At 70.6% G+C, this 11834-nt stretch carries 15 protein-coding genes; 10 read left to right on the top strand and 5 right to left on the bottom strand.

What is annotated here, in order from left to right; all coding sequences use genetic code 11:
* Positions 1-48: 48 nt before the first annotated feature.
* From msrB to ESP57_RS00270, 3 genes are all read left to right on the top strand, one after another.
* Positions 49-510 (top strand): peptide-methionine (R)-S-oxide reductase MsrB, encoded by a 462-nt coding sequence (msrB, locus tag ESP57_RS00280; RefSeq protein ID WP_129230100.1) that lies wholly within the window; start codon positions 49-51, stop codon positions 508-510.
* A complete protein-coding gene (gene msrA, locus ESP57_RS00275) occupies positions 507-1028 on the top strand; it encodes a peptide-methionine (S)-S-oxide reductase MsrA (protein WP_115958281.1) in 522 nt (173 codons plus the stop codon). The genes msrB and msrA overlap by 4 nt, the downstream gene beginning before the upstream one ends.
* Positions 1029-1130: 102 nt before the next feature.
* Positions 1131-2609, top strand: a complete 1479-nt coding sequence (locus tag ESP57_RS00270; RefSeq protein WP_207904447.1) for a carboxylesterase/lipase family protein — start codon at positions 1131-1133, stop codon at positions 2607-2609.
* A 55-nt stretch (positions 2610-2664) separates the two neighbouring features.
* On the opposite strand, the gene ESP57_RS00265 is transcribed toward ESP57_RS00270, so the two are convergent.
* Positions 2665-3570 carry a serine hydrolase gene (locus tag ESP57_RS00265; RefSeq protein WP_129230098.1) on the bottom strand — a complete coding sequence of 302 codons (906 nt, stop codon included), beginning with the start codon at positions 3568-3570 and terminating at the stop codon, positions 2665-2667.
* On the bottom strand, positions 3560-4498 hold the full coding sequence (locus ESP57_RS00260) for a LysR family transcriptional regulator (RefSeq protein ID WP_129230096.1): 939 nt from the start codon (positions 4496-4498) through the stop codon (positions 3560-3562). The genes ESP57_RS00265 and ESP57_RS00260 overlap by 11 nt, the downstream gene beginning before the upstream one ends.
* Before the next feature lie 74 nt (positions 4499-4572).
* Between ESP57_RS00260 and bla the strand changes: the two genes are divergently transcribed.
* A complete protein-coding gene (gene bla / locus ESP57_RS00255; protein ID WP_165877345.1) occupies positions 4573-5496 on the top strand; it encodes a class A beta-lactamase in 924 nt (307 codons plus the stop codon).
* Positions 5497-5553: 57 nt separating this feature from the next.
* Here the strand turns inward: bla and soxR are convergent, their stop codons facing one another.
* Entirely contained in the window at positions 5554-6042 is a 489-nt protein-coding gene (gene soxR, locus ESP57_RS00250) for a redox-sensitive transcriptional activator SoxR (protein WP_082571267.1), read from the bottom strand.
* An 80-nt stretch (positions 6043-6122) separates the two neighbouring features.
* Here soxR and fdxA point away from each other — a divergent pair, with 80 nt between their 5' ends.
* The 5 genes from fdxA (at position 6123) to ESP57_RS00225 (ending at position 8812) form a co-directional block, all read left to right on the top strand.
* Positions 6123-6470, top strand: coding sequence for a ferredoxin (gene fdxA / locus ESP57_RS00245; protein ID WP_056008090.1), 348 nt, complete (start codon positions 6123-6125; stop codon positions 6468-6470).
* Positions 6467-6988 carry a flavin reductase family protein gene (locus tag ESP57_RS00240; RefSeq protein ID WP_056008087.1) on the top strand — a complete coding sequence of 174 codons (522 nt, stop codon included), beginning with the start codon at positions 6467-6469 and terminating at the stop codon, positions 6986-6988. Before fdxA ends, ESP57_RS00240 begins: the two co-directional genes overlap by 4 nt.
* A gap of 56 nt (positions 6989-7044) precedes the next feature.
* Positions 7045-7677: a superoxide dismutase gene (locus ESP57_RS00235; RefSeq protein ID WP_129230092.1), complete on the top strand. Its 633-nt coding sequence runs from the start codon at positions 7045-7047 to the stop codon at positions 7675-7677.
* Between the two features lie 244 nt (positions 7678-7921).
* Complete coding sequence (locus ESP57_RS00230; RefSeq protein WP_056008081.1) at positions 7922-8332, top strand: GreA/GreB family elongation factor; 411 nt, start codon at positions 7922-7924, stop codon at positions 8330-8332.
* A 108-nt stretch (positions 8333-8440) separates the two neighbouring features.
* Complete coding sequence (locus ESP57_RS00225) at positions 8441-8812, top strand: DUF4180 domain-containing protein (RefSeq protein WP_129230090.1); 372 nt, start codon at positions 8441-8443, stop codon at positions 8810-8812.
* Between the two features lie 4 nt (positions 8813-8816).
* Here the strand turns inward: ESP57_RS00225 and ESP57_RS00220 are convergent, their stop codons facing one another.
* On the bottom strand, positions 8817-9410 hold the full coding sequence (locus tag ESP57_RS00220) for a TetR/AcrR family transcriptional regulator (RefSeq protein WP_165877344.1): 594 nt from the start codon (positions 9408-9410) through the stop codon (positions 8817-8819).
* 129 nt (positions 9411-9539) lie between these two features.
* Between ESP57_RS00220 and ESP57_RS00215 the strand changes: the two genes are divergently transcribed.
* Positions 9540-10721 carry an aminotransferase-like domain-containing protein gene (locus tag ESP57_RS00215; RefSeq protein ID WP_129230086.1) on the top strand — a complete coding sequence of 394 codons (1182 nt, stop codon included), beginning with the start codon at positions 9540-9542 and terminating at the stop codon, positions 10719-10721.
* Between the two features lie 10 nt (positions 10722-10731).
* Here ESP57_RS00215 and ESP57_RS00210 read toward each other — a convergent pair whose 3' ends face one another.
* Complete coding sequence (locus ESP57_RS00210) at positions 10732-11760, bottom strand: NADP-dependent oxidoreductase (RefSeq protein WP_129230084.1); 1029 nt, start codon at positions 11758-11760, stop codon at positions 10732-10734.
* Between the last annotated feature and the right edge of the window lie 74 nt (positions 11761-11834).

The raw sequence follows: 11834 nt of genomic DNA, 5'->3' as shown, positions 1-11834 counted from the left end.
TTCTTCTCAGTGGGCGTCGCAGCCGGCGGCGCCGAACAGGAGGACCACGTGTCACAGGACTACCGGAAGACTCCCGAGGCCATCGCCCGCCTCACGCCGAAGCAGTACTTGGTCACGCAGGAGGACGGCACCGAGCCGGCCTTCCGCAACGAGTACTGGGACAACCACGAGCCCGGCCTTTACGTCGACGTCGTCTCGGGGCAGCCGTTGTTCGCCTCGACCGACAAGTACGACAGCCGTTCGGGCTGGCCGAGCTTCACGAAGCCGATCGAGCCCGACGCGGTGACCGAGAAGACCGATCGATCGCTCTTCATGAAGCGCGTCGAGGTGCGGTCGAGCGGCGCCGACAGCCACCTCGGCCACGTCTTCGACGACGGACCGAGCGAGGCCGGAGGGCTTCGCTACTGCATGAACTCCGCGGCCCTGCGGTTCGTTCCGCTCGCCGAGCTGGACGAGGCGGGCTACGGTCGATACCGCGCACTGTTCGAGAACCAGGAGAACGCACGATGACTGCACGAACCGAGACCGCGATCCTCGCCGGCGGCTGTTTCTGGGGCATGGAGGACCTGATCCGCAAGCGCCCCGGAGTGATCAGCACCCGCGTCGGCTACACGGGCGGCGACGTGCCGAACGCGACGTACCGCAACCACGGCACGCACGCCGAGGCGATCGAGATCGTCTTCGACCCCGAGGTCGAGTCGTTCCGCGACCTCCTCGAGTTCTTCTTCCAGATCCACGACCCGTCGACGAAGAACCGCCAGGGCAACGACATCGGCACGAGCTATCGCTCGGCGATCTTCCCGACGAGCGACGAGCAGGAGGTCGTCGCGCACGAGACGATCGCCGACGTCGACGCCTCGGGCCTCTGGCCGGGCCCGGCGACGACCGAGGTCTCGCCCGCCGGCCCGTTCTGGGAGGCCGAGCCCGAGCACCAGGACTACCTCGAGAAGTACCCGAACGGCTACACGTGCCACTTCGTGCGGCCGGGCTGGAAGCTGCCGAAGCGCGACAGCGAGCCCGCGGCATAGTCCGCAGTGCACACGGGCCCCGGCGATCGATCGATCGCCGGGGCCCGACTGTGTCCGCCGCCGTCTCTAGCGCCGACGGTGTCCGACCGGCAGGATGAGCTGGTGCAACCACTCAGCGACGAGCGGGCACCCCTCGAGGGTGTCATCGAGATCTCCACGGGCGCCTTACGCGGCGAGACCCGCGACGGCGTCGCCCGGTACCTGGGCGTCCCCTACTCCGCGGCGCCCTTCGGCGACCGCCGGTTCCGCCTTCCGGCCCCGGTCGAACCGTGGGAGGGAGTGCGCGACGCGACGGCCTTCGGCCCGACCGCTCCGCAGTCGCCCTACGCGGGCGCGCTCGGCGAACTGCTGCCGACGGTCGCGATACCGGGCGACGAGATCCTGCACGTCAACATCTGGGCGCCATCGGATGCCGCGGGCGCGCCGTACCCCGTCATGGTCTGGATGCACGGCGGCTCGTTGAAGCACGGCTCGAACGCGCTGCCCGGCTACGACGGCGCGACGTTCGCCCGCGATGGAGTGGTGTTCGTCTCCGTGAACTACCGCTTGGGCGCCGAGGGATTCTCGGTGCTCGGCGGTGCTCCCCTGAATCTCGGCCTGCACGATCAACTCGCCGCACTCCGCTGGGTGCAGGCCGAGATCGCCGCGTTCGGCGGTGATCCTCGCCGCGTCACCGTGTTCGGCCAGTCCGCCGGTGGCGCGACGGTGGCTGCCCTCGCGGCATCGCCCGTCGCGGGCGAGGTCATGCGGCAGGCCCTCGTCATGAGCGGGCCGCTCGAGGCGAAGGATCCAGCCGATGCCGGCAGGATCACCGCACTGATCGCCAGGGAGCTCGGGGTGGAGGCGACGCGCGACGCCTTCGCGGCGGTCGACCCCGACCGGCTGGTGGCGGCGCAGGCGAAGGTGCTCGCGGGCAGCTCGCCCCTCGGCGGCGGCCCCGCCTACGCCGTCGCGATCGACGACGACCTCGTGCCGGTCTCCCCCGGCGACGGATTGTCAGCCGGAGCCTCGTCGAACGTGCCGCTCGTGATCGGCACGACGACCGAGGAGTACCGCCTGTGGCTCGTGCCGAGCGGCGCGGTCGACAGGATCACGCGCCTGCACCTCGCCATCGGCCGTCGCGCCGCGAAGATCTCCGCAGCCGCGGTGCGACGCTATCGGGCCAATCGGCCCGGCGCGAAGCACGGCGAGGTGTTCGGCGCGATCCTCACCGACGTGCTGCTCCGCCGTTCCGAGTACCGGGCGGCCGATGCACGTGCAGCGGCCGGCGCCCCGACGTGGGTCTACGAGTTCGCGTGGCGGAGCCCGGTGCGCGAACTCGGCGCGGCGCATGCCGTGGAGCTCGGCTTCGTCTTCGACGGACTCGCGGGTGCCGACTCGGTGGCACTCGCCGGGGCATCCGCTCCCCAGTCGCTCGCCGCGGAGATGCACGGGGCGTGGGTCGCCTTCGCGACGACCGGCGATCCCGGGTGGCCGAAGTGGAGCACAGAACGCACCGTGCGCGTCTTCGGCGGGGCTGGCGGCGGCGCGACCGTCGTGCCGGCACCCCGACTCGACGAGCTGCAGGAGCTCGGCGGCTGATGCGTCACGGCTCGGTCGCCCCGCGAGACGGCCGCGACGTTGCGCAGCCCACGCGTCAGGCGGGCGCCGAACGGACCCGGTCGTGCAGCAGTTTCGCGGCGAGGCCGAGGGCCTGCTCGGCGGCGGGTTGACGCTGCGCCGGAACGGATGACTCGCTGAGCACGGCGATCGCGATCGCGCGACCGTCCGCGTGCTCGAGCACGCCGATCTCATGGCGCAGGTGCAGGAACGTGCCCGTCTTCGAATGCCACACCGCATCGTCGGATTCAAGGTCGGGAGCGAGACGCTGCCGCATGACGTTCATCGCCAACAGGCCGCGCAGCCGATCCCGCTGGGGAGCGAGTGCCGGTGCGCGCCAGATGCGGTCGAGGAGCTCGACGCAGGCGTTCGCGGTGCCCGCGTTCGCACTCGAGACGTCGAGCTGCGGAATCAGGTGACCGCCGCCCCGGGTGGACGCGCGGATGGCGAGCGCGAGCGCCTGCGGCATCTGCTCGGGCGGCAGCACGCTCGCGAGGGTGCGGTGCAGCTCGCGGATCGAGTGCCGCACGGTGATGCCGGTGATCCCCGTCTCCCGGAGCGACGCCGTCACCGCGGCAGGCGCACAGAGGTCGAACAGGGCATCGGCCGCCGTGTCGTCGCTGAGGCAGACGGCCATGTAGAGCAGGTCCTCGACGGAGACGGTGGTCGGGTGCTGGAAGCGGCAGTAGCCGACCAGTCCGGGTGTTCGATCGTCGGGTCTGAGCGTCACCGGCCGGGCCGGGTCGAGCCGGCCCTCGTCGATGCGCTGCAGCACGGCGAGCGCGAGTGGGAGCTTGACGACCGAGGCGAGCGGGTAGTCGTCGTCGCCCGCGATCGACAACTCGCGTCCGCTCCCAAGGTCGCGCACCACGATCGAGGCGCGAAGACCCGCCGAGCGGAGGACCTCGGCGGCGTCGCGCAGCAGGGCGCGGTCAGTCTGCATGCGTCCCGCCGTGCGCCGATCGAGTCTCGCGCGCGATGCCGGTGACCGGTTCGGAGTGCAGCAGATCGACGAGCCGCGGTCCCGCGAATTCGAGGAACCGGGACGAGACGTCACGCTCGCGTGCCGCGAGGGCGTACCCGCGCACGAGACGCAGGTCGCCGAGCGCCCGCCACCGCAGGCCGAACGCGTCGGCTTCTGCGCTCGTGCAGAGCACCAGGTCGTCACTGCTGAGAGCCGCGGCCATCGCGGTGATGAGCGACGCCGCCGTTCGAAGCTGGGTCGGCGCGAGCCCCGCGCCGTTCCGCACCAGCTCGAGTCGGTCGCGCACGTGCGGCGCGTCGTCCTCGGGCACCAGCCAGAGCCTGACGAGCGAGCGGATGCCGCGGTGCGGCCGGAGTTCGGTGAAGTAGAAGTCGTCATCAGGTCGGCCGCGGTCCCCGCAGCCGACCCCGAGCGGGGCCGCCCACCGTGCACGATCCGGCGCGACCGGCTCGAGGTTGAGCGAGACGCGTCCCGCCGCGAATGCCGCCTCCCGTTCCTGGGGCAGTCCGGGAACGAACTCGACGTTCATCGAACCGTCCGACCCGGCCGCCGCGATCCTCGCGGCCGCGGCCGGATCGTAGGCATGGGGCACCCCGAGTGTCACAGGCAGTCGATGCGATCGCTCGGCATCCTCGGAGAGTTCGAGCGACGCGTCGACGAGCTTGATCGCGCTCGGCAGGACGCCGCGCCCGAACTCGGTCAGCACGACGCGGCGCGACGTGCGCTCGAACAGGCGCGCCCCGAGGTGCTGCTCGAGCGCTGCGATGCGCCGGCTCGCGACGGACTGGGTGACGCCGGCGCCGACGGCTCCGGCGGTGAAGCTCTCGCGTTCGGCGACGGAGACGAAGGCCTCGCACGCCGCTCGCAGGTCGAGATTGCGTGCCATGCATTCGATTCTTGCATCGATCGGGTCGATTCGGCCTTTGCATGCATCGACAGGTCACCGACAGACTCCCGGCTATGACTGATCGACCGACATCCAGCCAGCTCTCCCGACGATCCCTGCTCGCCATCGGCGGCCTCACCACCGCCGGCGCGGCGGCCACCGCGTTCTCGTCAGCGCCCGCCGTCGCGGCACCGTCCGCCTCGGCCGTCGGTGGCCACCGGCGGCTGTCCGACGCCATCGCGGAGCTCGAGCAGGCGACATCCGTCACCATCGGCGTCACCGCGATCTGGCACGACTCGCGACGCGCATTCCGGTACCGCGGCGACCAGCGCTTCCCGATGTGCTCCGTGTTCAAGACGCTCGCGGCCGGCGCCCTCGTGCAGGCGCGGGGCTACGACGAGGCGTACTGGGCGGGACCCATCCCGTTCACCTCCGCCGACGTCGTCGGCGACTCGACGAAGCTCGACACCACGACCTGGACCGCGACGCCGGAGCAGATGGCCGATGCCGCGCTGCGGTTCAGCGACAACACCGCCGGCAACCTGCTGCTGCGCGAACTCGGCGGGCCGCAGGCCGTGACCGCCTTCGCCCGCTCCCTCGGGGCGACTCGAACGCGCCTCGACCGGCCGGAACCGGAGGTCAACGAGGCGACGCCCGGGGATGAGCGCGACACCTCCACGCCCGACGACATCGCGTTCCTCTTCCAGAAGCTGCTCATCGACCAGGGCGCCGGCGCCCTCACCACGGCGCGACTGCAGGAGTGGATGCTGCGGAACACGACCTCGGGCAAGCGCATCCTCGCTGGCCTGACGTCGCCGTTCGAGCTCGCCGACAAGACCGGGCTCGGAGGCTACGGCGTCGTGAACGACGCCGGCGTGATCTGGCGCCCGGGCGAGGAGGCGTTGACGCTCGCGATCCTCACCCGCACCGACCGCGCCGACGCTCCGAGCAACCACGACGTGCTCGCCGACGTCACGCGTCTCGTCGTCGCCGCCTGACGGACCGGGTGGCCCGAGGCGGCGAACGCCCGCGTCGCTCGAACTCCGACGACGGGCTCAGAGCCGCTGCGGCCCCGCTCCGTGCTCGCCGAGCTCGTCGTCGGGGTTCAGCAGCCGGCAGGCCTTCATCGAGAGGCACCCGCAGCCGATGCATCCGGTGAGCTCGCGTTCGAGCTGTTCGATGCCGAGTCGTCTCAGTTCGAGCTGCCGCTTCCAGCGGCGCGACGCCGCCTGCCAGTCCTCGTGACTCGGGGTCGTGTCGAGCGGCACGTTCTCGAACGCCGTCTGCACGTCGGAGAGCGGGATCCCGAGCCGTTTCGCCACCGAGATGAGCGAGACCCGGCGCAGCATGTGGCGCGGGTAGCGCCGTTGGTTGCCGCCGGTGCGGTGCGAGGCGATGAGCCCGAGGTCTTCGTAGAAGCGCAGCGCCGACGGGGCCACCCCGGTGCGGCGGCTCATCTCGCCGACGGTGAGCAGTTCGTCGGGCGCGTGCTTGCCGGTCGGGCCCGGCTCGGCCTCGATCTCCATTTCGTCGTGCTGCGACATCCGCACCCCTCGTTTTGACTTCAAGGGTACTTGAGGTTTTACGGTGGAGGCATGCGAATCGTGAAGTCGGTGGTCGCCCCGTGACCTATGTGATCGCGCTGCCCTGCGTCGACGTCAAAGACAAGGCCTGCATCGACGAGTGCCCCGTCGACTGCATCTACGAGGGTGAGCGCTCGCTCTACATCCACCCCGACGAATGCGTCGACTGCGGTGCGTGCGAGCCCGTCTGCCCCGTCGAGGCCATCTACTACGAGGACGACCTTCCCGACATGTGGGCCGACTACTACAAGGCCAACGTCGAGTTCTTCGAGATGGCCGCCGGCGGGGCATCACCGCTCGGCTCGCCCGGCGGTGCCGCGAAGACCGGCATGCTGCCGTTCGACCACCCGGTCGTCGCAACCCTGCCCCCGCAGGAGGCGCACGCATGACGGATGCCGCGACCGCGCGCCCGGCCCTCGCCACCACCGATGCGTTCAAGGCCGCGTTCCGCGACCATCCGGCCGGCGTCGCGCTCATCACGGGCATGACGCCCGAGGGGCCCGTGGGCCTCACCGCTTCGAGCGTCGCGTCGGTCTCGGCCGAACCGGCCGCCCTCTCGTTCTCGGTGACGCGGGCGACGGGCTCGGCGGGCGCGCTGCTGGCGGCCGACAGCGTGGTCGTGCACTTCCTCGGATCCCAGCACGTCGATGTCGCACGTGCCTTCGCCCGATCGGGCCAGCCGCGCTTCACGCCCGAACAGGGCTGGTCGCAGCTCGAGACCGGTGAGCCCTGGCTCGCCGACTCCCCCGCGGCGCTGCGCTGCCGTACGCTGCACGTGGTGCAGGTCGGCGGGTCCTCGCTCGTCGTGGCCGAAGTGCTCGACGTGTTCCTCGGCGACCAGGCGCCGGCGCTCGTCTACCGCGATCGCCGATTCCACCGCCTCGACCACGCCGCCCCCGAACTCTGACTCCCGCCACCCGCCGCACCGCACCCGCGGTCGGCACACCGAAAGGAAGCATCCGGATGCCCGCCTATTCACTGCCCGAACTGCCGTACGACTACTCCGCACTCGAGCCGCACATCTCGGCGACGATCATGGAGCTGCACCACTCGAAGCACCACCAGGCCTACGTCACGGGCGCGAACACGGCGCTCGACCAGCTCGCCGAGGCACGCGAGAGCGGCAACCTCGCGAACGTCAACAAGCTCGAGAAGGACCTCGCGTTCAACCTCGGCGGCCACATCAACCACAGCGTCTTCTGGCAGAACATGTCGCCCGACGGCGGCGGCTCCCCCGAAGGCGAGCTCGCGGCGGCGATCGACGACGGCTTCGGCTCGTTCGACGCCTTCCGCGCGCACTTCACGGCGACGGCGCTCGGCGTGCAGGGCTCGGGCTGGGCGGTGCTCGCGTGGGACAGCGTGGGCGCTCGCCCCGTCATCTTCCAGCTCTTCGACCAGCAGGGCAACGCGCCGCTCGGCGTCACTCCGCTGCTGCAGCTCGACGTCTGGGAGCACGCGTACTACCTCGACTACCGGAACGTGCGTGCCGACTACGTCAAGGCCTTCTGGGAGATCGTGAACTGGGCCGATGTGCAGGCCCGGTTCGCTGCTGCCAGCGCCGCCACCAACGGCCTCATCGTGCCGAGGGCCAGCTGAGCACTCCGCCCGACCCCCCACGCGCGCCGCGGCGCCGGCGGAGACCGCGTCGGCGCCCGTCGGTCGCGCTCCTCGCCGTGCAGCTCCGACGCTACGGACTGCTCGGCCTCATCGTCCTCACCGCGATCGGCACGCTGATCGCCTGGTTGAGCCAGTAGAGGCCTGCGCGGGCAGCGGCTCGACTAGACTGGGAAGTTCTTTGCCAGACGGCCCGAGAGGGTCGCCGAGAGGGAGGAACTCCCCGATGACCACGGAATCCGTGTGGATGACCCCGGCCGCGCTCGAGCGGCTCGAAGCCGAGCTCGCCGAGCTCTCACGACCCGGCCGAACCCTGACCGACACCGAGCAGGCACGCGCCACCGAGCTTCGCGCGATGGTGCGCAACGCCGAGGTCGGCCTGAAGCCCGACGACGGCCTCGTCGAACCCGGCATGCGCATCACGGTGCGGTTCGACGACGACGCAGAGCCCACGAGCTTCCTGCTCGGCAGCCGTGAGCTCGCCGACCTCGACGACAGCGTCGACCTCGACGTCTACTCGCCCACCTCGCCGCTCGGTTCCGCGATCACCGGCCGATACGTCGGCGACGCCGTCACCTACCAGGCGCCGAACCGCGCCGTGCAGGTCACGGTGCTCGAGGCGGTGCCGTTCGGCTGAGCCGCAGCGATCGAGCGGATGCCGCGGGCGCACGTCGCCCGCGGCATCCGCTCGTTCGACCCGCCGTTTCGCACGCCGTTCGTCGTACGCCGGGTCTAGCGTGGGGTCATGCCCATCGAAGAGCTCCACGGAGTGCGCGTCGATCGCCTCGACGTCGACGGACCCGCGATCGCGACCGACGACGACACCTCCGACCTGATCGGCGGCGCCTGGTCCAACCGGGTGACGCTCATCGCCATCCCGGTCGAGCGACTCGACGAGCGATTCTTCGACCTCTCGAGCGGGTTCGCCGGCGAGATGCTCGGCAAGCTCGGCAACTACCGCCTGCGGATCGCGATCGTCGGCGACGTCTCGGAGCACACGGCGGCGAGCAGCGCCTTCGCCGCACTCGTTCGGGAGTCGAACCGCGGCGACGGCGCCTGGTTCCTGCCCGATGCCGCGGCGCTCGAGACCAGGCTCGCCGACCGCGCGCGACGCTGAGCACTCACCCGCGCTGAGCTCGGCCGAGTTCTGCCAGCGCGGTGCTGATGGTGTGCTCGATGAGCTCGCTGTCGATCACCTGGAGGCCCGGAAGCAGCGCCCGCATGAGGAGCGGTCCGGTCAGGAGATCGCTGATCCACTCCACATCGACGGATGCCGCGACCTCCCCTCGGTCGATCGCGCGCTGAACGGCGCGCGTCGTCGCCGTTCGCCGGGGCCCGAGGAACTCCTCAGAGAAGTGCCGTGCCGCTTCGGGTTGGAGCGAGAGGTCGTCGATGAGCCCCGGGAGGCCGCGCACGATGAGCGGGTGGGCGAACAGTTCGAGGCGATGCTGCTGGATCGTCCGGAGATCGGTCTCGAGATGCCCCGTGTCGACGCCGGGGTCGGTGCCGAACCGGTCGCCGAGCACCGCGATCGCGAGCTCGGCGGTCGTTGCGAACCGCCGGTACACGGCGGCACGCGTGGTCGCGGCGTCCTGGGCCACCCGGCCGATCGTGAGCGCCCGGTAGTTCTCGACCTCGATGATCCGCGCCGCGGCGTCGAGCACGGCGCGGTCGATGCTCTCGTGCCGGGGTCTGCCCAGCGTGGTTGCCACCATACGATACATTCTGTACCGTAAAGCTACGAGCCCGCCATCCCACCATCCGGCGGCCTCGCCCGGCCGGGGACACGATCGAGACGGCCACCAGATCTCCTTCGTTCCCCGACATCGCCCGGTGAGGTACCCATGCCCGTCGCAGCACTGCTCCCCCGCCCGTCCCGACGCTCCGGCGGCACGACCCGGTCCCCGGTGCGCGACCTCCTCGCACTGACCGAGAATCCCGACGTCATCTCGTTCGCCGGCGGACTGCCGGCGCCGGAGCTCTTCGACCTCGACGGACTTCGGCGCTCGTTCGATGCGGCGCTGCGAGCGCCCGCCGGCCTGCAGTACTCGACCAGCGAGGGAAACCCGGCACTCCGGGAGTTCATCGCCGATCGCTACACGGCCCACGGGCTGACGACCACTCGCGACGAGATCCTCGTCACGACCGGGTCGCAACAGGCGCTGAGCCTCTTGGCGACGACGCTGCTCGATCCCGGTGACACCGTCTTCGTCGAGCGCCCGAGCTACCTCGCCGCGCTCCAGGCGTTCACCCTCGCCGGCGCGCGGATCGTCAGCGTGCCGATGGTGGCCGGCGGCGTCGACCTCGACGCACTCGGTGCGCTCGCCGAGCAGCACCGCCCGAAGCTCATGTACACCGTGCCGACCTTCCAGAACCCCACGGGCACGAGTCTCGACGTCGCGAACCGCGACGGCCTCGTCGCGCTCGCGACCGCCCACGGCTTCCGCATCGTCGAAGACGAGCCCTACCGCGAACTGCGGTACTCGGGCGACCCGCTGCCCTACCTGGCTTCGTTCGCCGCCGAGCACGTCGTCACGGTCGGCAGCTTCTCGAAGGTGCTCGCCCCCGGGCTCCGCCTCGGGTGGATCCGGACTCGAGGCGACATCCACTCGACGGTGGTCGTGACGAAGCAGGCCGCCGACCTGCACACGTCGACCGTCGACCAGGCCGCCGCGGCGCACTACCTGACGAGCGGTGGTCTCGAGACCGCGCTCGACCGCATCCGCGCGGCGTACGGCGAACGTCGCGACGCGATGCTCGCGGCCCTGCCCGACGCCCTCCCGGCCGGCAGCAGCTGGAGCACCCCGCACGGCGGCATGTTCGTGTGGGCCGCGATGCCGTCGGGGTACGACAGCACCCGGCAGCTGTCGGCGGCGATCGAGCACTCGGTCGCCTTCGTGCCGGGGGCGCCGTTCTACGCGGAGCATCCCGACCCCGCCACCATGCGCCTCTCGTTCACCACCTACGAACCGTCCACGATCCGCGAGGGGCTGCGCCGCCTGGAGCGCTCGTTCGCTCGGTCGTGACAGCCAGGGCTCAGCGTGCGGTCGAGCCACCGACGCGCACGAGCATCTTGCCGGTGTTGGCACCGCGCATCATGTCGAGGAACGCGTCGACCGTGCTCTCGATGCCGTCGACGATGGTCTCGTCGTAGGCGATGCGCCCCTCCGAGAACCATCCGGTCATGTGACCGTTGAACTCCGGTGCCAGGTGGAGGTACGCCGCGAGCGTGAACCCCTTCACCGAGAGGCCGCGCGTGATGATGTTGGCCAGGTTGTCGGGTCCGGCGACCTTCTCGGTCGTGTTGTAGCTCGTGATCGCCCCGCAGAGGGCGATCCTGCCGCCGTCGTTCATGACGTCGAGCGCAGCCTCGAGGTGATCGCCGCCGACGTTGTCGAAGAACACGTCGACGCCGTCGGGAGCGAGCTCCGCGAGCTGCTCGCGCACCGGGGCATCCTTGTAGTTGAACGCGGCGTCGTAGCCGTACTTCTCGGTCAGGAGGCGCACCTTCTCGGCCGAGCCGGCCGAGCCGATCACGCGACCGGCGCCGAGGAGCTTCGCGATCTGGCCGGCGGCGGTGCCGACAGCGCCGGCAGCACCGGAGATGAAGACGGTGTCGCCGGGCTTCATGCCCGCGATGGCGGTGAGGCCGACGTAGCCCGTCAGCCCCGTCATGCCGAGGGTGCCGAGATACAGCGAGAGCGGCACTCCGGGGAGCTCGGGAACGACGCGGAACGTCGTCGCCTCGCCCTGCACGAGGTCGGACCATCCATGCTGGTGCAGCACCACGCTGCCGACGGGGATCGCGTCGGCCTCGGATGCCACGACGCGGCCGATCGCCCCGCCGCCGATGGTCTCGCCGAGGGCGTAGGGCGCGACGTAGCTGCGCACGTCGTTCATGCGGCCCCGCATGTACGGGTCGACCGAGACGAACTCGTTCTGCACTCGGATCTGACCCGGCTGCAACTCACCATATTCGACGGTCGCGATGCGGAAGTCGGCCGGCGTCGGCCATCCCTCGGGGCGGGCGATGAGCTGGACGTGCGTGCTGGTCGTGTTCGACAAGTGCTGCTTCGCTTTCCCGGCCTCGTGGGCCGTGTTTCATGTAACGATCGTTCTAATATATACTGGAACGACCG

The sequence above is a fragment of the Agromyces fucosus genome, assembly GCF_004134865.1.
GTDB lineage: Bacteria > Actinomycetota > Actinomycetes > Actinomycetales > Microbacteriaceae > Agromyces > Agromyces fucosus.
Note: the sequence above shows the minus strand (reverse complement) of the source record. Positions and strands in the feature narration are given on the sequence as shown.